Source organism: Microbacterium sp. A20 (assembly GCF_004794515.1).
Lineage (GTDB): Bacteria > Actinomycetota > Actinomycetes > Actinomycetales > Microbacteriaceae > Microbacterium.
In genome coordinates this window covers 168,259-189,234 of sequence record NZ_SSDF01000091.1, presented here as the reverse complement: position 1 = coordinate 189,234, position 20,976 = coordinate 168,259, and the positions used below count along the sequence as shown (strand labels likewise).

General features: G+C 67.0%; 24 protein-coding genes. 7 read left to right on the top strand and 17 right to left on the bottom strand.

Going from position 1 to position 20,976, the window contains the following annotated elements; translation table 11 throughout:
• Window positions 1-68: 68 nt before the first annotated feature.
• A complete protein-coding gene (gene tsf / locus DW298_RS17950; protein ID WP_021200481.1) occupies window positions 69-896 on the bottom strand; it encodes a translation elongation factor Ts in 828 nt (275 codons plus the stop codon).
• 42 nt (window positions 897-938) lie between these two features.
• On the bottom strand, window positions 939-1,889 hold the full coding sequence (gene rpsB, locus DW298_RS17945) for a 30S ribosomal protein S2 (protein WP_136043837.1): 951 nt from the start codon (window positions 1,887-1,889) through the stop codon (window positions 939-941).
• Window positions 1,890-2,194: 305 nt separating this feature from the next.
• Here rpsB and DW298_RS17940 point away from each other — a divergent pair, with 305 nt between their 5' ends.
• A complete protein-coding gene (locus DW298_RS17940; RefSeq protein WP_136043836.1) occupies window positions 2,195-2,719 on the top strand; it encodes a M23 family metallopeptidase in 525 nt (174 codons plus the stop codon).
• Between the two features lie 49 nt (window positions 2,720-2,768).
• On the opposite strand, the gene DW298_RS17935 is transcribed toward DW298_RS17940, so the two are convergent.
• The 9 genes from DW298_RS17935 to DW298_RS17895 form a co-directional block, all read right to left on the bottom strand.
• Window positions 2,769-3,671, bottom strand: a complete 903-nt coding sequence (locus DW298_RS17935) for a tyrosine recombinase XerC (RefSeq protein WP_136043835.1) — start codon at window positions 3,669-3,671, stop codon at window positions 2,769-2,771.
• Between the two features lie 66 nt (window positions 3,672-3,737).
• Entirely contained in the window at window positions 3,738-4,934 is a 1,197-nt protein-coding gene (gene dprA, locus DW298_RS17930; protein WP_168429604.1) for a DNA-processing protein DprA, read from the bottom strand.
• Window positions 4,931-6,457, bottom strand: coding sequence for a YifB family Mg chelatase-like AAA ATPase (locus DW298_RS17925; protein WP_136043834.1), 1,527 nt, complete (start codon window positions 6,455-6,457; stop codon window positions 4,931-4,933). Before DW298_RS17925 ends, dprA begins: the two co-directional genes overlap by 4 nt.
• Window positions 6,454-6,816 carry a YraN family protein gene (locus DW298_RS17920; RefSeq protein ID WP_136043833.1) on the bottom strand — a complete coding sequence of 121 codons (363 nt, stop codon included), beginning with the start codon at window positions 6,814-6,816 and terminating at the stop codon, window positions 6,454-6,456. Before DW298_RS17920 ends, DW298_RS17925 begins: the two co-directional genes overlap by 4 nt.
• Window positions 6,817-6,946: 130 nt before the next feature.
• Window positions 6,947-7,273: a DUF2469 family protein gene (locus tag DW298_RS17915; protein WP_017204525.1), complete on the bottom strand. Its 327-nt coding sequence runs from the start codon at window positions 7,271-7,273 to the stop codon at window positions 6,947-6,949.
• A 62-nt stretch (window positions 7,274-7,335) separates the two neighbouring features.
• Window positions 7,336-7,995 (bottom strand): ribonuclease HII, encoded by a 660-nt coding sequence (locus DW298_RS17910; RefSeq protein ID WP_136043832.1) that lies wholly within the window; start codon window positions 7,993-7,995, stop codon window positions 7,336-7,338.
• Complete coding sequence (lepB, locus tag DW298_RS17905) at window positions 7,992-8,714, bottom strand: signal peptidase I (RefSeq protein ID WP_136043831.1); 723 nt, start codon at window positions 8,712-8,714, stop codon at window positions 7,992-7,994. Before lepB ends, DW298_RS17910 begins: the two co-directional genes overlap by 4 nt.
• A 118-nt stretch (window positions 8,715-8,832) precedes the next feature.
• Entirely contained in the window at window positions 8,833-9,180 is a 348-nt protein-coding gene (gene rplS, locus DW298_RS17900) for a 50S ribosomal protein L19 (protein ID WP_017830722.1), read from the bottom strand.
• 169 nt (window positions 9,181-9,349) lie between these two features.
• Window positions 9,350-9,838: an MFS transporter permease gene (locus DW298_RS17895; protein ID WP_136043830.1), complete on the bottom strand. Its 489-nt coding sequence runs from the start codon at window positions 9,836-9,838 to the stop codon at window positions 9,350-9,352.
• Between the two features lie 109 nt (window positions 9,839-9,947).
• Between DW298_RS17895 and map the strand changes: the two genes are divergently transcribed.
• Both map and DW298_RS17885 read left to right on the top strand, forming a co-directional pair.
• Entirely contained in the window at window positions 9,948-10,730 is a 783-nt protein-coding gene (gene map, locus DW298_RS17890) for a type I methionyl aminopeptidase (RefSeq protein WP_136043829.1), read from the top strand.
• Between the two features lie 46 nt (window positions 10,731-10,776).
• The gene (locus DW298_RS17885) at window positions 10,777-11,370 is read left to right on the top strand and encodes a histidine phosphatase family protein (protein WP_240745187.1); all 594 of its coding nucleotides are present in this window, start codon (window positions 10,777-10,779) and stop codon (window positions 11,368-11,370) included.
• 36 nt (window positions 11,371-11,406) lie between these two features.
• Here DW298_RS17885 and trmD read toward each other — a convergent pair whose 3' ends face one another.
• From trmD to rpsP, 4 genes are read right to left on the bottom strand one after another with little or no spacing between them, the layout of a single operon-like run.
• A complete protein-coding gene (gene trmD / locus DW298_RS17880; protein WP_136043828.1) occupies window positions 11,407-12,126 on the bottom strand; it encodes a tRNA (guanosine(37)-N1)-methyltransferase TrmD in 720 nt (239 codons plus the stop codon).
• A 19-nt stretch (window positions 12,127-12,145) separates the two neighbouring features.
• A complete protein-coding gene (gene rimM / locus DW298_RS17875) occupies window positions 12,146-12,745 on the bottom strand; it encodes a ribosome maturation factor RimM (protein WP_136043827.1) in 600 nt (199 codons plus the stop codon).
• Between the two features lies 1 nt (window position 12,746).
• Window positions 12,747-12,977, bottom strand: coding sequence for an RNA-binding protein (locus DW298_RS17870; RefSeq protein ID WP_136043826.1), 231 nt, complete (start codon window positions 12,975-12,977; stop codon window positions 12,747-12,749).
• A 6-nt stretch (window positions 12,978-12,983) separates the two neighbouring features.
• The gene (gene rpsP, locus DW298_RS17865) at window positions 12,984-13,418 is read right to left on the bottom strand and encodes a 30S ribosomal protein S16 (protein ID WP_136043825.1); all 435 of its coding nucleotides are present in this window, start codon (window positions 13,416-13,418) and stop codon (window positions 12,984-12,986) included.
• 210 nt (window positions 13,419-13,628) lie between these two features.
• Here rpsP and DW298_RS17860 point away from each other — a divergent pair, with 210 nt between their 5' ends.
• Entirely contained in the window at window positions 13,629-14,780 is a 1,152-nt protein-coding gene (locus DW298_RS17860; RefSeq protein WP_136043824.1) for a glutamate--cysteine ligase, read from the top strand.
• Between the two features lie 24 nt (window positions 14,781-14,804).
• Here DW298_RS17860 and DW298_RS17855 read toward each other — a convergent pair whose 3' ends face one another.
• Entirely contained in the window at window positions 14,805-15,776 is a 972-nt protein-coding gene (locus tag DW298_RS17855) for a sugar-binding domain-containing protein (RefSeq protein WP_136043823.1), read from the bottom strand.
• Between the two features lie 103 nt (window positions 15,777-15,879).
• On the opposite strand from DW298_RS17855, the gene DW298_RS17850 reads away from it, so the two are divergent.
• From DW298_RS17850 to glpK, 3 genes are all read left to right on the top strand, one after another.
• Window positions 15,880-17,589: a glycerol-3-phosphate dehydrogenase/oxidase gene (locus DW298_RS17850; protein ID WP_136043822.1), complete on the top strand. Its 1,710-nt coding sequence runs from the start codon at window positions 15,880-15,882 to the stop codon at window positions 17,587-17,589.
• Window positions 17,590-17,682: 93 nt separating this feature from the next.
• Window positions 17,683-18,438: an MIP/aquaporin family protein gene (locus DW298_RS17845; RefSeq protein WP_136043821.1), complete on the top strand. Its 756-nt coding sequence runs from the start codon at window positions 17,683-17,685 to the stop codon at window positions 18,436-18,438.
• Window positions 18,439-18,476: 38 nt separating this feature from the next.
• Complete coding sequence (gene glpK / locus DW298_RS17840) at window positions 18,477-19,991, top strand: glycerol kinase GlpK (protein WP_136043820.1); 1,515 nt, start codon at window positions 18,477-18,479, stop codon at window positions 19,989-19,991.
• A gap of 7 nt (window positions 19,992-19,998) precedes the next feature.
• Here glpK and DW298_RS17835 read toward each other — a convergent pair whose 3' ends face one another.
• The gene (locus DW298_RS17835; RefSeq protein ID WP_136043819.1) at window positions 19,999-20,925 is read right to left on the bottom strand and encodes a LysR family transcriptional regulator; all 927 of its coding nucleotides are present in this window, start codon (window positions 20,923-20,925) and stop codon (window positions 19,999-20,001) included.
• Window positions 20,926-20,976 lie beyond the last annotated feature (51 nt).

Here is a 20,976-nt window from a genome sequence, read left to right as displayed (position 1 = left end):
TCAAGATAGTGCCTCGTGGGCATGAAGAAGGGGTTCGGATCATGGCGATCCGAACCCCTTCGACCTTGCTACGCGCCGACCTTGAAGCGCGCGAAGTCCGTCACGGTGATACCGGCGTCCTTCGCCACCTGGGCGACAGAGAGCTTGTTGTCCTTGGCGTAGTCCTGCTCGAGCAGGGCGACCTGCTTGATGAACGCAGAGACGCGACCTTCGACGATCTTCGGGAGCGCCGCTTCCGGCTTGCCCTCGTTGCGAGAGATCTCGGTGACGATCTCGCGCTCCTTCTCGACAGCGTCCGCCGGCACGTCCTCGCGGGACAGGTACGACGGGTTCGCGAACGAGATGTGCTGGGCGATGCTGCGCGCGGTCTCGGCGTCATCACCCGAGTAGGCGACGACGACGCCGATCTGCGGCGGCAGATCCTTGCTCGTGCGGTGCAGGTAGACCTCGACCTTGTCGCCGGCGATCGTGCGCACGCGGCGCAGTTCGACCTTCTCGCCGATGATCGCGGCCTCTTCGGAGATGACCTGCTCGACGCTCTTGTCACCGGCGGATGCGGCGAGGGCAGCGTCGACCGAGTCGGCCTTGACGGCTGCCGCGGCGTCGGCGACCTTGTCGGCCAGCGCGATGAAGCGCTCGTTCTTCGCGACGAAGTCGGTCTCGCATGCGAGCTCGATGAGCGTCACAGCGCCGTCCTGCTCGCGAGCGACGATCAGTCCCTCGCTGGTCGAACGGTCGGCGCGCTTCGCGTTGCCCTTCGCACCCTTGAGACGCAGGATCTCGGTGGCCTTCGCGACGTCTCCGTCAGCCTCCTCGAGCGCCTTCTTGGTGTCGACCATTCCCGTGCCGAGCTGCTCACGCAGGGCCTTGAGGTCAGCGATGGTGAAGTTGGCCATGTGTGGTGGCTCCTTGCTTCGTTAGGTGTGTGTACGAGGGGATTACTTGGCGTCAGCTGCCTCGGCGGCGGCGACCTCAGCGGTCTCCTCACCGGAAGCGGCGGCGATCGCCTCGTCGTGAGCCTCAGCACCGGCCTCGTCGGCAGCGGTCTCGTCGGCAGCGGGCGTCTCGACGACCGCAGCAGCGTCGCCTGCGTCGGCGACCTCAGCGGCGTCAGCGGACTCCTGGACCTCCTGGGCGGGAGTCTCGAGGAGCTCCTTCTCCCAGTCGGCGAGCGGCTCGGCGTCACCCGTCTCCGGGTTGTGCTTCTGCTGCAGGCCCTCGGCCGCGGCGTCGGCGATGATGCGGGTCAGCAGCGAGACGGAGCGGATCGCGTCGTCGTTGCCGGGGATCGGGTACTGGAAGTCGTCGGGGTCGGCGTTGGTGTCGAGGATGCCGATCACCGGGATGCCGAGCTTCTTGGCCTCATCGATCGCGAGGTGCTCGCGCTTGGCGTCGACGACCCAGATGGCCGACGGCGTCTTGGTGAGGTTGCGGATACCGCCGAGGGACTTGTGCAGCTTGTCGAGCTCACGCTTCTTGAGCAGGAGCTCCTTCTTCGTGAAACCGCTGTTCGCCGGGGTCTCGTAGTCGAGCTCCTCGAGCTCCTTCATGCGGGCGAGACGCTTGGAGATCGTCTGGAAGTTGGTGAGGAGTCCACCGAGCCAGCGCTGGTTCACGAAGGGCTGGCCGACGCGCGTCGCCTGCTCGGCGAGGATCTCCTGCGCCTGCTTCTTGGTGCCGACGAAGAGGATCGTGCCACCGTGGGCGACGGTCTCCTTGACGAAGTCGTAGGCCTTGTCGATGTAGCCCAGCGACTGCTGGAGGTCGATGATGTGGATGCCGCTGCGCTCGGTGAGGATGAAGCGCTTGACCTTCGGGTTCCACCGACGGGTCTGGTGTCCGAAGTGCACGCCGCTGTCGAGCAGCTGGCGGATGGTGACCACAGCCATGGTCGTCTCCTGGTTCTGGCGCGTTTCTGCGCCGTTGAGGTTGTCAAGCCGATCGGATGATCGGACTTCCTGGTGCCCGGCGCACACCCGCCCTCTGGTGAGAAGGACCTGTGGATGTGGATGCCGCGGATGAACCGCTCTGGGCACGCGTAGTCACCCCGATATCGAGGTGCTCCTCCAGCATACAGGATGCCGCGACGACACCCACCCTGCACCGGTAGCGCTTCGGCGGAGTCGTGCACGCCTGCCGCTGAACCTGCCGAGACCTCGCGACGGCCGTTCGGTTGAGACGAGACACTCTGCTCATGCGCACTCTGCTCCGAGTGGTTTCCGGAACGACCACGGCCCTGCTCATCTTGCTCGCCCTGTACACAGCCGACGCCTCGGCGACATCGGGCGATCCTGCCGAGTTGCCGCGCTGGCGATGGCCGCTGACCGGCGTGAAGGCGGTCGTCGAACCGTTTCGCGCACCGGCGCACGAATACGGTGCGGGTCATCGCGGCGTCGACCTGGCCTCGTCGATAGATGCGCCCGTGACAGCTCCTGCGGATGGCACGGTGGCAGTCCGCGGGACCGTCGTCGACCGCCCGCTCCTGACGATCCAACACGCAGACGGGCTCGTCAGCACCTTCGAGCCACTCCGAACGACACTCGATCCGGGCGATGCCGTGTCGGCCGGGCAGGAGATCGGATTCGTCGACCTGGGCGGTCACAGCCCGGCGGGAGCGCTGCACCTCGGCGTGCGACGAGATGGCAACTACATCAACCCGATGCTCCTGTTCGGCAGCGTTCCTCGGGCCGTCCTGCTCCCCTGCTGCGACAGCCTGTGACCGATTCCTCGAGACCAGGACCGACCGAGTTCAAGCATGCCCGGGGGCATCAGGCGCGGGGATGCGCCAGCCGATAGGTAGCGGTCAGGCGTTCGGCCGAGACGTGTGTGTATATCTGGGTCGTGCCGAGGCTGGCATGACCCAGTATCTCCTGGACCGCTCGCAGGTCGGCGCCCCCGTCGAGAAGGTGCGTGGCGGCCGTGTGCCGTAGTGCGTGCGGGCCGATCGTCTCCGCACCGACGACGGGTGCCAGCACCCTGGCCACCAGCTCGTAGACCGCGCGCGGCCCGATGCGGGCGCCTCGGCTCCCCAGCATCACCGCCGGTGTGAAGGTTCGCCCCCTGGCCACCAGGACGGGCCTGCCGCGACGGAGATACGCCTCCAGCGCGTCCCTTGCCGGAGCACCGTATGGCACGACCCGCTCCTTGGCTCCCTTCCCGAGCACACGGGCTGTGCCTCTGTCGAGGTCGAGGTCGTCGACGTCCAGCCCGCACAGTTCGGAGACGCGGATGCCGGAGCCGTAGAGCAGCTCGAGGATCGCGTGATCGCGCAACGCGATCGGATCTCCCGCCTCGGCCGCCGCGCGATGCGAATCGAGCAGCCCAGTCATCGCGTCCCTGGACGCGACCGTCGGCAGCGTACGACCCTTCTTCGGTGCGATCAGCCGGAGGCTCGGATCATGGGCTACGAGCTCACGCTCGTGCGCCCAACCGAAGAACGACCGGGCAGCAGCGGCTCGCCGGGCGAGCGTCGATCTCGCATCCCCGCGCTGCGTCGCACGCCAGAGCCAGTCTCTGAGCACCTCGAGGTCGACGTCCTCGAGGTCGACACCACCCGCCGACGTCTGAAGGTCTCTGAGGTCCGACCGATACGCCTTCACGGTCGCCGGCGAGAGCCGACGCACCCGCTCCAGGTGGTCGACGAACGCCTCGGTGGCGACCGCGAGATCCATGACTTCAGCATGCCGCTGTGCGGGGTATCCCCTCTTGAGCCTCGCCGAGCCCTCCGTGGATGTCGCTCACGTGCTCTGCGACGACTGCGCCCGGTGCCACCCCTTTTCATCGAGTACGACATCGCCTTCCAGGTGCAGCAGCCCGAGGCAAGACCGCACCCGGTCCGGAGACAGACCCGACCTTCGGGCGATCTCCTCGACCGAGAGCCGAGACCTCGTACTCATCGCGTCGAGGACTCGCGTGCGATTCGGGTCGTGCTCTTCGCGCTCGGCGCGCGGCTGCTCGATCGGCCCCCACAGCTCTCGCACCTCTCGCGCCGAGGTGACGCACTGTGCGTCGTACTCTCTGAGCAGCCGGTGGCATCCCGCAGATGAGGCCGATGTCACCGGTCCGGGAACCGCTCCGAGCGGGCGGCCGAGGGCGGCTGCGTGCCCCGCGGTGTTCAACGAACCGCTGCGCCACCCGGCCTCGACCACCACAGTCGCCTGCCCGAGCGCCGCGATCAGTCGGTTCCGCGCGAGGAAGCGCCATTTAGTGGGGGCCGCTCCGCACGGGGGTTCGCTCACCACAGCGCCCTCGACCGCAATCTGCTGCAGGAGCGTCTGATGACCGATCGGGTATGCGCGGTCGACCCCTCCGGCCAGGAAGGCCACGGTTGCTCCGCCCGCACCGAGTGCAGCGCGGTGCACGGCACCATCGATTCCATACGCGCCCCCCGAGACGATCACCGCTCCCGAGGCCGCGAGATCTCCGCTGAGTTCCGCCGCGACTTGTTCGCCGTAGCTGCTGGCAGCCCGCGCCCCGACCATGGACACGCGCGGCTCCCTCACGAGCAGATCGACGTGCCCGCGCACCCACAGCGCGCTCGGCGCATGGGGCCCGAGGTCATCGAGGCTCACCGGCCACTGCACATCGCCGGGTATGACCAACCGCGCTCCGACATCGCGGGCGCTGTGAAGGGCCTGCCGCACCGCTCGAGGATCTGCTCGCGGGCGCCACCGGGTCCTGGCCTCCGCCAACGCCCGAGACGCCTGCCCACTCCCCGCGCCTGAGGGGATCAGCGCAGAGCCATCTCCCAGAGCGGCCGACAGCGCCTCGCCGGCGCCCAGTGCTTCGATCAGCGCACCCGCGACCGCATCTCCGGGCTCGGCGATGACACTCCATGCAGCGCGAGCCACGCACTCCGCGACGGCATCGCCCGGGTGGATGCGGCGGACCGCTGCGACGGTCTCAGGGTCGTCCAACAGTTCGTCCATCATCATGAAAGCCCTCTCCGCAGATGCAGCGCACGGCCGATCTCGTCTGATCCGGGTCGGTCGATCCCTCCCAGGTCGGCCATGGTCCACGCGACTCTGAGCACGCGGTCATAGCCCCGCAGCGTCAGTGCTCCGCGTTCCAACGCACGATCGAGCGGCGAGCGGGTCGCTGGCGAGAGTCGCTGAGCCCCCTGACGGAGCCATGTTCCCGGCACATCGGCGTTGCGCTGCCAGGGCGCGCCTTCCCACCGCTGGGCCGCACGCTCGCTTGCCGCGAGGACACGAGCCCGCGCCTGAGCAGTCGTGGTCCTCACCCTCCGCTCGTCCGTCGCGTAGGACGAAGCCACCCGGGCGACGTGCAGGTCGATGTCGATCCGATCGCGGAGCGGTCCGGACAAACGTGTCGAGTACCGCCGGATCGCCATGGGGGGACACACGCACTCGGCTCCCCGTACGCCGTGATTCCCGCACGGACAGGGATTCATCGCGAGCAGCAGCCGGAACTTCGCGGGGAATCGGGCCGTGAACCCCGCGCGGTGCACCTCGATGACCCCCGCTTCGAGCGGCTGGCGCAGTGCATCAAGGGCGACACGAGAGAACTCCGCAGCCTCGTCGAGGAAGAGCACGCCGCAGTGCGCCCGCGCGATGGCCCCCGGACGCGCGGTGCGCGACCCACCTCCGATCAGCGCTGCAACGGATGCACTGTGGTGCGGGGCCTCCAGCGGTGGAGTCCGGTCGAGCGCCGGGATGAGGTCGCCACTGAGCGAGCGTATCGAGGCGACCTCGAGTGCCTCCTGCTCCGCCAATGGCGGCATGATTCCGGGGAGCCGTCGGGCCAGCATCGTCTTTCCCGCACCAGGAGGGCCGCTCAGGAGCATGTGATGCCCACCTGCGGCCGCGACGACGAGCGCTTCGATCGCCTCTTCCTGTCCGACGACGTCGGACAGATCCAGGACGGTCGGTTCCTCGACCACCGGCGAGGCCATGTCGACGGCCTCGACCTCCGGTGTTTCGACATCGGCCCCGTGCCACACCGCGACCTCGGCGAGGGAGGCGGCAGCGCGCACGTCGATCCCGGGTACCAGCCTCGCCTCCGCTTCATTGGCATGAGGAACGATCACCGTTTCGAACCCCGCACGCGCGGCGGCGAACACGGCCGGGAGCACACCCGGTACGGGGCGGATCCGCCCGTCGAGTCCGAGTTCCCCGACATGCACCGTGGCTGCGATCGAGCGCGGTTCGATCGATCCACCGGCAGCCAGAGCTGCCACGGCGATCCCGAGGTCGAAACCCGCTCCGTGCTTGGGGAGGCTCGCCGGAGACAGGTTGACCGTGAGCCGTCGACGAGGCAGGTCGAGTCCGGCGTTCTTGCACGCGTTGTGCACCCGCTGGACCGCCTCGGCGAGCGACTTGTCGGGTAGTCCGATGATCCGGAACTCGGGCGTCTGGTTCGAAAGGTCGGCCTCGACTTCGACGAGATGTCCGTCTACACCGGTGAGCGCGACGGCCCATGTTCGCGCTGTGCTCATGCGATGTCCACGAGATGCTCGAGCGAGCCCAGAAAAGGGTCCGGGCCGATGATCCCGATGACCTCGAGACGCACGGCGCGGGCGCGAGCCACGTCGGGATGTGCGGCGACCCACGCCTGCGCGAGCTGCCAGAGCCGGCGGCGCTTTCGTCGATCGACGGCTTCGAACGGGTGACCGAATGCTGCTGTGCGCCTCGTCTTCACCTCGATCATCGCCAGCTGATCGCCCATTGCGGCGACGATGTCGATCTCTCCCTGCGCACACCGCCAGTTCCTGTCGAGCACGGTGTAACCGTTGCCCGTCAGGTACTGCGCTGCGCGCTCTTCTCCCGCTCGGCCGAGGTCATCTTTTGCTGCCATGCCCTCAGCATCGCGATCCCCTTCGCGGCCTGTGAGGTGCCTTTACGCACTCGCGCTGGACTGGGGACTATTCAGGGACGCCGCATCATGGTGCAGGAGCAGCACCGCGACCGAGGTTCGACGAAGCGGCTCACTCCCCGTCGAGCGACAGTTCCTGCGGGAGCTCGAACTCTCGACGCTGGAGCTCCTCGACGTTCACGTCCTTGAACGTGAGCACGCGCACGGCCTTCACGAAGCGGTCCGCACGGTAGATGTCCCACACCCACACATCGCTCATCGAGATCTCGAAGTAGAAATCGTGCTCGGTATCGCGGCGAACGACGTTGACCTCGTTCGCGAGGTAGAAGCGGCGCTCGGTCTCGACGACGTATTGGAACTGCGACACCACATCCCGGTACTCCCGGAACAGTGCCAGCTCGAGCTCGCGGTCGTAGTCGTCGAAGGCTTCCTCATCCATGATGACTCCATCCTAGAGTCGCGGCGCACCGGGCGCGGCATCGCCGACCAGAGCTGGCCCCGTCAGAACAGGGTCGGGGCGTCGGTGATGGCCCACGATGCACGGTGGAAAGGAGACAGTCCGTTGCTCCGGATGGCATCGCGGTGCTCGGGGCTCGCGTAGCCCTTATTGCGGTTCCACTGATACGCAGGATGGCTCTCGTGGAGTTCGGCCATGTACCCGTCGCGGGCGACCTTCGCGATCACCGAGGCTGCCGACACGGAGGCGCAATCGCGGTCGGCCTTGATCACCGGTCGCACGCGCAACGGCGACGAATGCACCCGTGAGACGTAGTCGTGGTTGCCGTCGAGCAGGATTAGTGCCTCGTCCATCGCCGCACCCTGGGCAGCGATCGCCGAAACCGCCCGCGATGCGGCGAGTCCGAGGGCTCGCATGATGCCGACCTGGTCGACTTCTTCGGCACTCGCCCATCCGACGGCGGAGGCCTGCACCCAGGCTGCTGCGCGAGCGGCGACCTCGGGTCGACGCTTCTCCGTCACGAGTTTGGAGTCGCGCAGACCTTCAGGCACGCGACGTCGCGCGCCTGCGGCATCCATCAACGCCGCGCCGACGGCGACCGGTCCGGCAAGCGCTCCTCGGCCGACCTCATCCAGCGCGATGATCACGCCGCACTCCCCCAGGAGCTTGCGTTCCAGGGTCAGCTTCGGAGTGATCACGGTCATTCGGGGTCCGGAACTCCGTTGAAGGTGTCGTGATGCCCGTCGATCGGACCCATCCGATCCAGGGGCCACGTCGTCAGGAACGCCTTCCCGACGATGTTCTCTATCGGGACGAAGCCGCCGCTCGGGAGATCCTGATGCGCGCGCGCATCACGTGAGCGATCGCGGTTGTCGCCCAGCAGCCAGACCGAGCCCTCCGGCACGACGACGTCGAACGGCTCGTTCGAGGCGGCGGTGTCGCCCTCCGGGAGATTCAGGTAGCTGAGTTCGTCGATCGGGGCGCCGTTGATCGTGATCTGGCCGAGAGCGTTGCAGCACACGACATGATCACCCGGCAACCCGATCACGCGCTTCACGAGGTGGTCCTGCGAGTCCGTCGCCGAGATACCCACGAAGTTCAGCACCCAGTCGACCGCCTGCACGAGCGGGGGCTGTGCGGGCGTCTGCGGCTGTGGGTCGAGCCAGCCGCCCGGGTCCTTGAAGACGACGACATCGCCGCGTTCGTAGTCGGTCCACCGAGGGGTCAGCTCGTCGACGAGAATCCGATCCTTCACGAGAAGCGTGCGCTCCATCGACGCCGACGGAATGTAGAAAGACCTCACGACGAAGCTCTTGACCACGAAGGACACGAGGGCGGCGATCACGATGATCACCAGCACGTCGCGAAGGAAGACCAGGAACCCGCGTCGTCTGGAAGTGCGCGTGGCCGGCGAATCAGTCATCAGGTTCCTTCTCGAGTCATACACCGCTCTGGCGCGACGGTATCAAGGTTCGCACACCGGGGACAGAACACAGCACCCCAGGACATCGTGTCCTGGGGTGCTGTGGAGAACCTGCGACTCAGCGGTCGCGCTTCTCCTTGATCTTCGCTTTCTTGCCACGCAGCTGGCGGAGGTAGTAGAGCTTCGCGCGACGCACGTCACCGCGGGTGACGACCTCGATGTGGTCGATCACCGGGGAGTGCACCGGGAAGGTGCGCTCGACGCCCACCTGGAAGCTGATCTTGCGGACCGTGAAGGTCTCGCGCACGCTGTCGCCCTGGCGGCCGATGACGACGCCCTGGAAGACCTGGATACGAGAGCGGCTGCCCTCGGTGATGTTGACGTGAACCTTGACGGTGTCACCGGGGAAGAAGTCCGGGATGTCCGAACGAAGGGAAGCCGCGTCGACGGCGTCGAGGATCTGCATGATCATCTCTCTCTGCACCCGCCACAGGTCGCATGCATGTTTTCAAAGGAACAAGAAGGGAGTGAGCTGTACGAAACGGTGAACGTCCGCGGGCTCCCCTGTGGCAGAGCCGGTCACAGCACAAACACCCATTCTGCCATGGATGCCGCGCCCGGCCAAAACGCTGACGTCAGTCGCGGGTATCGGTCTCCCGCACCACGATGACCTCGTGCGCTCGTGTAGGTGGCGCCGGTTCGTCGACGCTCGGGATCGTGGACCACGTGATGGTCTCGCGAAGTCGGGTCCCGCTCCCCTTCGCCTCGTTCCACAGCTGCCACAGCTGCAACCAGATCAGGGCGATGCCGGCGACGATCGCACCGGTCAGCAACCACGGGAACGCACCGTCGATGAAGAAGCCGACGGCGATCGTGAGTCCGTTCCAGATCGTGAAGCCGACGACATCCCACCACGACACGGCACGTTCGATGCGAACGGATGGGCGCGAGCGCGTGAGAAGAGTGAGCAGGAGCTGACCGAGGAAGACGGACGGCATCGCGATGAGCAGTACCCAGAGGATGGACCAGCCGCCCTGGAAGACTCCCCAGCCGATCAGCAGCCAGAGCGGCAGGAGGAAGGCCGCCGGAAGGAGCCAGCGGAAGAAGGCCTGTCGCAACCACATGCTCAGATCGTACGACGACATGCGCCGCCATGGCCCGGTGTTCGCTGAGAGCGGTCGGGCACCCTGCCGCGCAGGATCAGGGAGAATGGAGACGACGAGAGGACACCCGATGATCGAACTGCGCACCCCTGCCGAGATCGACGAGATGCGCGCCGCAGGACGTTTCGTGGCCGAGACGCTGGCGACCCTGCGCGACGAGACGAAGGTCGGGACCAATCTCCTCTCGATCGATCGCCGCGCACACGACATGATCCGCAAGGCCGGGGCAGAGTCCTGCTACATCGACTATCACCCCTCATTCGGAGCGAGTCCCTTCGGCAAGGTGATCTGCACCTCCGTCAACGATGCCGTGCTGCACGGCCTCCCCCACGACTACACGCTGCGCGACGGCGACCTCGTCACCCTCGACTTCGCGGTATCGGTCGACGGCTGGGTCGCCGACTCGGCGGTGTCGTTCGTCGTCGGCGCAGCGCGTGACGAGGATCTCCGACTCATCGACACGACCGAGCGCGCGCTGACCGCGGCGATCGACTCCGCGACGATCGGAAACCGCATCGGCGACATCTCCGCGGCTGTCGCCGCCGTCGCGCACGGTGACGGCTATTCGATCAACACCGACTTCGGCGGTCACGGGGTCGGACGTACGATGCACGGCGACCCGCACGTACCGAACGACGGCCGCGCCGGCCGAGGCTTTCCCCTGAGGGCGGGACTGGTGCTCGCACTCGAGCCCTGGTTCCTCGCCACGACCGATGAGCTGGTCACCGACCCCGACGGATGGACTCTGCGCAGCGCCGACGGTTCCCGCGGTGCCCACTCGGAGCACACCATCGCGATCACGGAGGACGGCCCGATCATCCTGACCGACCGGTCCTTCCTCGGCGTCGACTGACCGCTGCCACGAGCCGAAACGCGACGGCTTATGCCATTCTGAGTCCATGATTCCGCAGGACCGTCACGTGCCGGAGCGTCTCCTCCTCGCTCGGCATGGGCAGACGGTCTGGAACGTCGAACACCGGCTTCAGGGGCAGCTCGACTCGCCCCTCACCGACGAGGGCATCGCCCAAGCCCATGCGATCGCCGACCGTATCAGTCATGTCGGCGTGCTCACCGTGTGCTCCAGTCCGCTCGGCAGGGCGCTGCGCACCGCCGTCATCATCGCCGACCGGCTCGGAGCCGAGGTGATCGAGGTGCCGGAGCTCGCCGATCTCCACCACGGTGCACTGGCCGGGATGACCTGGGACGAGATCGACGCGGAGTATCCCACGGCCAGAGAGGAGCGCGCCGCCAATCGCTACGGCTGGGCGTTCCCCGGCGGTGAGAGCTATGCGCAGGCCAGGTCCCGGGCGCGAAAGGCCCTCAGCAGCTGCGGGTGGGCGTCCGAGGGCACACCGCTGGTCGTGAGCCACGAGATGATCGGGCGGATGCTGCGCGCCGAGCTCCGTGGACTCGATGCGTCCAACGCACTCGGTCTCCGGCATCCGCACGGAGTGGTGTTCGAGATCGACGGCACCTCGGAGCGGATGCTCTGACGCGTGCGCCGGATCTCGTACCGATCCCGACCTCGGTCAGGACCGGGAGATCTCGTCCCCCGGGAGCAGATCAGGGCGACGCGCCCTGGTGCGTTCGATCTGCTGCTCACGGCGCCACGCGGCGATCGCCCCGTGGTTTCCGCTGAGCAGGACGTCCGGCACCGGACGGTCGCGCCACGAAGCGGGCTTCGTGTACGACGGGTACTCGAGAAGTCCGTCCTCATGCGATTCCTCCACGAGGCTCTCCGGGTTGCCGACGACGCCCGGGATGAGCCTCCCGATCGCCTCGATCATCGCCATCGTGGCCACCTCTCCCCCGTTGAGGACGTAGTCCCCAAGGCTGATGAGGCGCACCTCGCCGAGTTCGGCGGCGTACTCGAACACGCGTTCGTCGATGCCCTCATACCGTCCGCACCCGAAGACGAGGTGCTCGCGGGTCGCCAGCGCACGCGCCGTCTTCTGCGTGAAGACCTCGCCGGCGGGCGAAGGGAAGATGATGGTCGGCCGTTCGGCACCGGACGACTCGGAAGGGCGGGCGACATCGTCGAGGGCGAGGCCCCAGGGGTCCGGCTTCATGACCATGCCGGCGCCGCCGCCGTACGGGGTGTCATCGACAGTGTTGTGGCGATCGGACGTCCAGGCACGGAGATCATGGACGCGAAGGTCGATGATGCCGGCGGCCTGTGCCTTCCCCAGGAGGGAGAGCGTCAGCCCGTCGAAGTAGGACGGGAAGATGGAGAGGACGTCGATGCGCACGGGGGAACCGTATCAGCGGTCACTCAGGCGCTTCGGCGTCCGAGCCAGACGGCTGCTCGACATCCGCGGCGTCAGGGAGTTCTTCGAAGAGTCCGGGCGGCGGCGTGACGATCACGCGCCCGCCGGAGACGTCGACGGTGGGGACGATAGCGGCCACGAAGGGCACCATCACCTCCTGCTCGCCGGACTTCACGATGAGCAGATCCTGCGCGGGAAAGTGCTCGACGCGGATGACGCGACCGATGACCGCGTCGTCACGGACGACATCGAGACCGACCAGCTGGTGATCGAACCACGCGTCGTCCTCGACCTCGTCGACATCCTGATCGATCCAGAGGATCGCCTTGACGAGACTCTCGGCGGCTTCGCGGTCATCGACGTCTTGGAAGAAGACGACCGGATTCCCGTTCATCAAGCGATACTCGCGAACGGTGATGTCCTTGCCATGCCACGGCGATGCCTCGGGCACTTGCACCGTGAAGCCGGCGCCGGGGCTGAAACGACCCGCGGGATTGTCGGTGTACAGCTCGAGCTTGAGCCCGCCCTTGAGGCCGTGCGCCTTCACGAGACGCCCGACGCGCAGCTGATTCTTGCCCTGGTTGCGGTCCTTCGGCACCACGTCAGTCGTCCGCGACGTCGACGCGGACCCGACGCCCGTCAGCGAGAGCGCTGACGAGGGTGCGAAGGGCCTTGGCTGTGCGGCCGCCGCGCCCGATCACGCGTCCACGGTCATCGGGGTGCACGCGCACCTCGAGGAGGTCGCCTCGCGGCGACGTGGATTCACTGATGCGGACATCTTCCGGGTGATCGACGATCCCCTTGACGATGTGTTCGAGCGCGGCGGCGAGCACGGCGGATTACTCTGCGTCGGCGGCGGGAGCCTCAGCGGCCTCCGCGTCGGCCGCGGCGGGAGCCTCCTCAGCGGGGGCCTCCACCTTCTTCTCGGCCTTGGGCTTCACGACGGACTTCTTGGATGCGTCGATCTCGAAGGGGACCTTCGGCTCGGCGACCTTGAGCGTGGACTTCGCGTCCTTGTCGCCCTTGAACTTGCCCCAGTCACCGGTGATCTTGAGGATGGCAGCGACCTGCTCGGTCGGCTGCGCGCCGACGGAGAGCCAGTACTGCGCACGCTCGGAGTTGACCTCGATGAACGAGGGCTCCTCGGTGGGGTGGTACTTGCCGATCTCCTCGATCACGCGACCATCGCGCTTGGTCTTCGAGTCGGCGACGACGATGCGGTAGTACGGCGCACGGATCTTGCCCAGGCGCTTGAGACGAATCTTGACAGCCACGATTCTCCTGAATTGTGTGGAAGGAAACGAACTGATCGCCTGGAGAGTGGGGTGCACACCCGGCGGAAGCTCAAATGAGTGTGGACACCTGCTGGATAGAGGGTCGAGCAGGTGGTCCGACCCTCTATTCTGCCAGATCCTCGCGCCCGGCGCGAAACGTGGCGAAACCGCCGTTGTCGTGTCGCCCCGCCCGCATGTCAGACTGTGCGGGTGAAGCTCGAGTTCGCCTCTTCCGCCCGTTCCACCGTCGGCCTCGAATGGGAGATCATGCTCGCGGATCCCGCGAGCGGTGACCTCGTCGGACGCGCCCCGGAACTGCTCGCCGCGCTCGAAGCCCAGAGTGAGGACGAGCGCCACACCGTCACCGGCGAGCTGCTGACGAACACGATCGAGGTGACCAGCGGCATCGGCGATTCGGTGGCCCACGCGGTGGATGACATCGCGAACGCCATCACGGCCGTGCGCACCGCGACGGATCCGGCGGGCATCGAGCTGCTGTCGGCGGGCAGCCATCCGTTCGCGCAATGGTTCGACCAGGAGATCACCGACAAGTCCCGGTACCACACACTGATCGAGCGCACCCAGTGGTGGGGTCGCAACATGATGATCTGGGGAATCCACGTGCACATCGGCGTGGAGGACCACCGCAAGGTCTTCCCCATCATCAACGCGCTCTCGGCATACCTCCCCCACCTGCAGGCTCTGTCGGCATCGAGCCCGTTCTGGGCGGGCGAGCGCACCGGGTACGCCTCGAACCGCGCCCTGGTGTTCCAGCAGCTTCCGACGGCCGGGCTCCCCTGGCCGTTGCGCGACTGGTCCCAATACGAGTCCTACCTCGATGACATGGTCCGCACCGGCGTGATGGCCGACGCCACAGAGGTGCGCTGGGACATACGTCCCGCTCCGCGCTGGGGAACCATCGAAGTGCGCGCCTGCGACGGTCTCTCGACGCTGCCGGAGCTGGCATCGGTCGCGGCACTCGTGCAGGTGCTCGTCGAACACTTCTCGCGTCAGCTCGACGAAGGTCGGACCCTCCCGGAGCTCCCCGCCTGGTTCCATCGGGAGAACAAGTGGCGAGCGGCGCGATACGGACTCGACGCACGTGTGATCGTCGATGCCGCCGGCACGCAGCGTCCGGTGCGTGAGCATCTCGCCGAAGTCCTCGATGAGCTGGCCCCCGTCGCGGTGGAGCTCGGCTGCGTCCGGGAGTTCGGCAGCAACGCCCTCACTCTCGAGAACGGGGCAAGCTACGAGCGCCAGCTCGTCATCGCCAACGCGACGGCCGGGGATCTCACCGCCGTCGTGCAGCACCTCATCCGCGAGTTCCGCTCCGGGCCGGAGTCCTCGACGGAGGGCGACTAGCCCGAGAACGTCGGGGGCTGCGGGTCAATCGTCGACGAGACGCCGCGCGAGTCCCTCGTCCAGGACGACGTCGGTGATGAGACCCGCCGAGAGTGCGGCCCGCAGGCTCACCAGCTTCGGGATACCCGAGACGACGCAGATCCGTCGCGGGACACGGCGCAGGCGATCGAGCCCGGGGCCGGTCGCCCGGGCGTTGACGCGGATGTCCCGCCACGACCCGTCGGAACGGAAGAACACGGTGGCGACGTCGCCGATCGCGTGATCCTCGCGCAGGCTGCGGTAATCGTCGCGTCCGAGATAGCCCCCGACGTACACGCGGCTCGGGACCTCGGCAGCGGGGGAACCGAGGCTGAAGACGGCCACGTCCATCTTCGCCTGCAGGTCGAGCACGCGGCGGGTGCTGCGCTCGCGCCACATCGCCTCGCGGGTCGCCGGGTCGTCGAAGAACGCAGGGACGGGGAACTGCTGCACCTGCGCGCCGAAGGCACTGCCGAATCGCTGCAGGATGTCGCTCGAGTACTCCACACCGGTGGTCTGGGTGTTGCCCGCCCCGTTGAGCTGCACGAACGTCGTGTTGTGCGTCTCCTTCTGCGTGAGGCCACGGCTGACGGCGCTGATCGTCGATCCCCACGCCACACCGATGATCATGTTGGAGTCGACGAACTGCGACAGCAGACGGCCGGCTGTGAGCGCGACGCGTTCGAGACGTTCCACCTCGCTGAGGATCTCGGGCATCGGCACGACGTGTGCCGCGACCCGGTGCCGATCGCGGATGCGCTGCTCGAGCATGCCCAGCCGCTCCAGCGGCGAGTTGATGCGGATATCGACCAGACCGCTCTCCCGCGCGAAGCTCAGGAGGCGGGAGACCGAGGAGCGGGATGTGCCGAGCTCCTGTGCGATCACCTCCATCGTCTTGTCCTGCATGTAGTAGAGCTGCGCGGCTGTGAGCGCCGCGATCAGCTTGCTGTCGCGGGTTTCCGCGCTCTGATCGACCATCGTGACCTCCTCGACCTCGATCCTTGCACATATGTGCAGTGAGCTTGCGCGGGATGCCACACAGGTCGATGCTGGTTGGCAAGTAAGGAAGAGAGGGTCGACGATGATCGATTCCACACACTCGTCAGCGGAGCGCGCAGAGGTTCGCGCCGTCCGCGAATCCGGACGCACCGGCGTGCTCGTCATCGGTGGCGGTATCAACGGCATCTCCACGTTCCGCGACCTGGCACTGCAGGGCGTCGACGTGGTGCTCGTCGAGCGCGGCGACTTCGCCTCCGGCGCATCCGCGGCATCCAGCCACATGATCCACGGGGGTATCCGCTATCTCGAGAACGGCGAGTTCCGACTCGTGCGGGAGTCCGTCGAGGAGCGCAACGGACTGCTCAAGATCGCCCCTCACTACGTGAAGCCGCTGCAGACGACCATCCCGATCTACTCGACCTTCTCCGGCATCCTCTCCGCTCCCCTGCGATTCCTGACGCACAAGAGCGGCAAACCGCAGGAGCGCGGCGCGTTCCTCATCAAGGTCGGCCTGACGATCTACGACACGTTCTCGCGCGACGGCGGCATGGTTCCCCGACACCGCTTCCTCGGTCGGAAGAAGTCGCTCGCCGAGCTGCCCTCGCTCGACCCGCACATCAAGTACACCGCGACCTACTACGACGCCTCGATGCACGACCCGGAGCGCCTCGCGCTGGACGTGCTCCAGGACGGTCGCGCCGCTCACCCCGAAGCGCATGCTCTCAACTACGTCGAAGCGATCGCACGCGACGGTGACGAGGTCGTCCTCCGCGATCGGGAGAGCGGCACCGAATTCCGCGTTCACGCGGATGTGGTCGTGAACGCCTCCGGCCCCTGGACGGATCTCACGAACGACGCGCTCGGCGAGGACACCCGCTTCATGGGCGGCACCAAGGGCTCGCACATCGTGCTCGACCACCCCGAGCTGCTCGAGGCGACGCAGGGCAGGGAGATCTTCTTCGAGCACTCCGACGGCCGCATCGTCCTCATCTACCCCCTCAAGGGACGCGTCCTCGTGGGCACTACCGACATCGACGCCGACCCGCGCGAGGTCCCGGTGTGCACCGATGAGGAGGTCGACTACTTCTTCGACCTGATCCACCACGTGTTCCCGACGATCCCGGTCACCCGCGATCAGATCGTCTACAAGTTCTCCGGAATCCGCCCCCTGCCGCGCCACGAGGACACCGCCCCCGGGTTCGTGTCCCGCGATTACCGCATCGAGGTCGACGAGAAGGGTGCCGTCCCCCTGGTCAGCCTCGTCGGCGGCAAATGGACGACGTTCCGCGCGCTCGGCGAATCGCTCTCCGACGTCGTGCTCGGCCTCATCGGTCGCACCAGGACCGTCTCGACGACCGGACGAGCGATCGGCGGCGGCCGTGAGTTCCCGCGCACCGAGAAGGCACGCCGGATCTGGATCCAGGAGAACCTCCCGGGCGCCGGAGCGCGGGCCGACCAGCTGCTGGCCCGATACGGAACCCGCGCGGCAGATGTGTGGGCGTACGTCGAGCAGGGACCTGACGCGTCCCTCGCCGGCGGCGACCTCTCCACGCGCGAGCTCGAGTGGATGGTGCAGAACGAGATGGTGGCGCGCCTCGAAGACATCGTGCTCCGCCGCACCAGCATCGCCTTCACCGGCAACGCGGACGCCGAGGTGCTCGATGAGATCGCCGACGCGCTCGCACCGATGCTCGGCTGGGATCGCGCGCGCCACGACGCCGAACTCGACCAGACCCGCCAGTTGCTGAACGAACGACACGGACTCGATATCCGCTCCCGCACCCGCGGCTGACAGGACTTCGAACTGCCGCCCTCCTCGCGGTGCAATCCCTCATAACGTGTCGGGGCAGAGGGGCCCCGACACACAAGAAAGGTCAAAGAAGACATGGCTGATGTGAATCTCGGTCTCTATTTCCTCTCGGAGCTGGTCGGCACGGCGATGCTGATCATCCTCGGATGTGGTGTCGTCGCCAACGTGGCTCTTGCGAAGACCAAGGGCTTCGGCGGCGGCTTCCTGATGGTCAACTGGGGATGGGGCCTCGCGGTCTTCGCCGGTGTGCTCGTCTCCGCGTACTCCGGTGCGATCCTCAACCCCGCCGTCGGCATCGGCCTCCTGGTGGCCGGCAAGATCAGCTTCGTGATGTTCCTCACCGCGACGGCTGCCGAACTCGTCGGTGCGATCCTCGGTGCGATCATCGTCTGGCTCGCCTACAAGCAGCACTTCGACGAGGAGCCGGACGCCGCCAACAAGCTCGGGGTCTTCTCCACCGGCCCCGCCATCCGCTCCTACGGGTGGAACCTGGTGACCGAGATCGTCGGCACCTTCGTGCTGGTCTTCGGCATCTTCGCGTTCGCGGACTACGGCGACATCGAGATCGGTGTTCCCGGCGGCCTCGGCCCGCTCACCGCGCTCCCGGTGGCCCTGCTCGTCGTCGGCATCGGCGCCTCGCTCGGTGGACCGACCGGCTACGCCATCAACCCCGCCCGTGACCTCGGTCCGCGCATCGCTCACGCGATCCTCCCGATCAAGGGCAAGGGCACCAGCGATTGGTCCTACTCGTGGGTTCCCGTCGTCGGTCCCCTCATCGGTGGTGTGATCGCCGCCCTCGCCGCACCCGTGCTGCTCGGCCTCGCCGCCTGACGCACATCTCATCGCACTGAATTCAAAGGAGAGCACAAGTGGCTGACTACATCATCGCCATCGACCAGGGAACGACGTCGAGCCGAGCGATCATCTTCGACAAGAAGGGCAGCATCGTCGCGACCGGCCAGAAGGAGCACGAACAGATCCTTCCGAAGGCCGGTTGGGTCGAGCACGACGCTGCCGAGATCTGGCGCAACGTGCAGGAGGTCATCGGTCTGGCCCTCGGTCGCGCCGATCTGACCCGCCATGACATCGCCGCCGTCGGCATCACGAACCAGCGCGAGACGGCTGTCGTGTGGGACAAGAAGACCGGCAAGCCGGCATACAACGCGATCGTCTGGCAGGACACCCGCACTCAGGACATCGTCGACCGCCTGGCAGCCGACGGCGGCGTCGAGCGGTTCAAGCCGGTCGTGGGCCTGCCGCTGGCGACGTATTTCTCCGGCACCAAGATCGCGTGGATCCTCGAGAACGTCGAAGGTGCGCGCGAGAAAGCGGAGGCCGGCGACCTGATCTTCGGCACCACCGACAGCTGGGTGCTCTGGAACCTCACCGGTGGCGTCGACGGCGGAGTGCACGTCACGGACGTCACCAACGCCTCGCGAACGATGTTCATGGACCTCGAGACGCTCGAGTGGCGCGACGACATCCTCGAGGCGTTCGGCGTGCCTCGCTCGATGATGCCGGAGATCCGCTCCTCCTCCGAGGTGTACGGCACCGCCGAGAGTTCGTCGCTGCTGCGCGAGACGCCGATCGCCGGAATCCTGGGTGACCAGCAGGCGGCGACGTTCGGACAGGCAGCGTTCCAGACCGGCGAGAGCAAGAACACCTACGGCACGGGCTGCTTCCTGATCTTCAACACGGGCGAGGAGATCGTCCACTCGAAGAACGGGCTGCTGACCACCGTCGGCTACAAGCTCGGCGACCAGCCCACGCACTACGCGCTGGAGGGATCGATCGCCGTCACCGGATCGCTCATCCAGTGGCTGCGCGACCAGCTCGGCATCATCTCCTCGGCTCCCGAGGTGGAAAAGCTGGCCGAGCAGGTCGACGACAACGGCGGCGTGTACATCGTCCCGGCGTTCTCCGGTCTGTTCGCACCGTACTGGCGCTCGGACGCCCGTGGCGCGATCGTCGGCCTCACCCGATACGCGAACAAGAACCACATCGCGCGCGCAGCGCTGGAGGCCGTGGCCTTCCAGACCCGGGACGTGCTCGATGCGGTCAACGCCGACGCCGGAGTGGACCTGACCGAGCTCAAGGTCGATGGCGGCATGGTCGCGAACGACGCGCTCATGCAGTTCCAGGCCGACGTCCTCGGGGTTCCGGTCGTACGTCCGGTCGTCGCGGAGACCACGGCGCTCGGTGCTGCCTACGCGGCCGGTCTCGCTGTCGGATTCTGGAACGGCCTGGACGACCTGTCGGCGAACTGGCAGGAGGACAAGCGCTGGGAGCCGTCGATGGACGGGGATGAGCGCGACCGCCAGCTGCGCCTGTGGCGCAAGGCCGTCACCAAGTCGATGGACTGGGTCGACGACGACGTCAAGTGATCTGACGTCAGTCGGAAGCGGGTCCGGAGTTCTTCTCCGGGCCCGCTTTCGCGCTCCCGGGAACGAAGTGGTCGATGACGGCGAGGAAGGCTCTCGCCACATTCCGCGGTGCCGCGCCGTCCCATGCCAGATACTCCACGCGTACGGGGCCGTCACGGACCTCCGCGGTCGCCACATCCGCCGCTGACCGTGCGATCGTCCCCGGCGCGAGCAGAGTCACCGCCAAACCGGCGGCGACCAGGCCGAGGAGAAGGGTCGCGGAGTCGGCCTCGAAGGCGACATCCCGCGTCAGTCCAGCGGCGGCGAAGGCGGCATCACTCTGCGCGCGCCCCGATGTGCCTGCCGGGAAATCGGCGAACGTCGCACCGGCGAGATCTTGGAGAGCCACGACGTCCCTCTCCGACCGCTCGTCTCCATGCGGAAACGCCGCCACCAGTCGATCTCGCGAGAGGACGCGCGAAGCCACGCCGCTCGGCTCCACCCCTTCGCGCAGGCCGAGCAGGGCGACATCGAGCTCACCATGACGGAGGCGCGCCATCAGCACCTCGCTGTTGCCCACCTGCAGCTCCACTCGTGCGAGCGGGTGCGCGGCACGATATGCGGCCAGCACCCCCGGGATGTCGACAGCGGTGACCGTCGGGATGACTCCGATACGGAGCGTGCCGGTCACCACGCCCGCGGCCGCGGCCGCTCCCTCCCGCGCTTGTTCCGCCGCCCGGAGCGCGGTTCGTGCGTGGCCGAGAAACGCCTCCCCTGCCTCGCTCAGGCGGACGCTGCGACTCGATCTCACGAACAGCCGCTGACCGAGCTCTCGTTCGAGAGCGGCGATCTGATGGCTCAACGCCGACTGCGTGACGAAGCAGCGTTGGGCTGCCCGGGTGAAGCTGGATGTGTCGGCTACCTCGACGACATATCGGAGCTGTTGGAGTTCCATTCGCCGATGATCTCACTTCATGAATACGGTGACAAGGATGCGTTGGACTCA

Bases quoted from the DNA above. Each gene is read 5' to 3' on its own strand.
- DW298_RS17910 (WP_136043832.1), bottom strand. From the start codon at position 7,995: ATGACCGTGATCACTCCGAAGCTGACCCTGGAACGCAAGCTCCTGGGG.
- DW298_RS17895 (WP_136043830.1), bottom strand. From the start codon at position 9,838: ATGTGGTTGCGACAGGCCTTCTTCCGCTGGCTCCTTCCGGCGGCCTTC.
- rpsB (WP_136043837.1), bottom strand. From the start codon at position 1,889: ATGGCTGTGGTCACCATCCGCCAGCTGCTCGACAGCGGCGTGCACTTC.
- dprA (WP_168429604.1), bottom strand. From the start codon at position 4,934: ATGATGATGGACGAACTGTTGGACGACCCTGAGACCGTCGCAGCGGTC.
- DW298_RS17940 (WP_136043836.1), top strand. From the start codon at position 2,195: ATGCGCACTCTGCTCCGAGTGGTTTCCGGAACGACCACGGCCCTGCTC.
- lepB (WP_136043831.1), bottom strand. From the start codon at position 8,714: ATGACTGATTCGCCGGCCACGCGCACTTCCAGACGACGCGGGTTCCTG.
- DW298_RS17920 (WP_136043833.1), bottom strand. From the start codon at position 6,816: ATGGCAGCAAAAGATGACCTCGGCCGAGCGGGAGAAGAGCGCGCAGCG.
- DW298_RS17885 (WP_240745187.1), top strand. From the start codon at position 10,777: ATGATTCCGCAGGACCGTCACGTGCCGGAGCGTCTCCTCCTCGCTCGG.
- DW298_RS17925 (WP_136043834.1), bottom strand. From the start codon at position 6,457: ATGAGCACAGCGCGAACATGGGCCGTCGCGCTCACCGGTGTAGACGGA.
- DW298_RS17850 (WP_136043822.1), top strand. From the start codon at position 15,880: ATGATCGATTCCACACACTCGTCAGCGGAGCGCGCAGAGGTTCGCGCC.
- tsf (WP_021200481.1), bottom strand. From the start codon at position 896: ATGGCCAACTTCACCATCGCTGACCTCAAGGCCCTGCGTGAGCAGCTC.
- DW298_RS17855 (WP_136043823.1), bottom strand. From the start codon at position 15,776: ATGGTCGATCAGAGCGCGGAAACCCGCGACAGCAAGCTGATCGCGGCG.
- DW298_RS17915 (WP_017204525.1), bottom strand. From the start codon at position 7,273: ATGGATGAGGAAGCCTTCGACGACTACGACCGCGAGCTCGAGCTGGCA.
- DW298_RS17935 (WP_136043835.1), bottom strand. From the start codon at position 3,671: ATGGATCTCGCGGTCGCCACCGAGGCGTTCGTCGACCACCTGGAGCGG.
- rplS (WP_017830722.1), bottom strand. From the start codon at position 9,180: ATGCAGATCCTCGACGCCGTCGACGCGGCTTCCCTTCGTTCGGACATC.
- DW298_RS17835 (WP_136043819.1), bottom strand. From the start codon at position 20,925: ATGGAACTCCAACAGCTCCGATATGTCGTCGAGGTAGCCGACACATCC.
- DW298_RS17845 (WP_136043821.1), top strand. From the start codon at position 17,683: ATGGCTGATGTGAATCTCGGTCTCTATTTCCTCTCGGAGCTGGTCGGC.
- map (WP_136043829.1), top strand. From the start codon at position 9,948: ATGATCGAACTGCGCACCCCTGCCGAGATCGACGAGATGCGCGCCGCA.